1 pseudogene is annotated in these 269 nt (G+C 60.2%); it reads right to left on the bottom strand.

The features are described 5' to 3' along the window. Nucleotides 1-74: 74 nt before the first annotated feature. Nucleotides 75-269, bottom strand: a pseudogene (locus tag ACCD11_RS28415) (hypothetical protein); the annotation flags it as partial.

Genomic DNA, 269 nt, shown 5'->3' with positions numbered 1-269 from the left:
CGCTCCCACAGGGGAACGCATTCCAAATGTGGGAGCGGGCTTGCTCGCGAAGAACGATAACCAGGTGTAGTGCCCTACACCTTCTCGAGCTTTTTCTCCTGCGCCGTCACTTGCTGGCACAACTCGATCATCTGCTCGCGCATCCAGCGGTTCGCCGGGTCCTGGTCAGTGCTTTCGTGCCAGTAAAGGTGGGTTTCCACCGGCGGTACATCGTTGACCGGCAGATAAAAGGCGTGCAGGTCGTTGCGGCGGGCGAAGCGTTCCGGCAC

It is taken from the genome of Variovorax sp. Varisp36 (assembly GCF_047304235.1).
Taxonomy (GTDB): domain Bacteria; phylum Pseudomonadota; class Gammaproteobacteria; order Burkholderiales; family Burkholderiaceae_C; genus Variovorax.
This window is presented reverse-complemented; position numbering and strand designations above follow the sequence as displayed.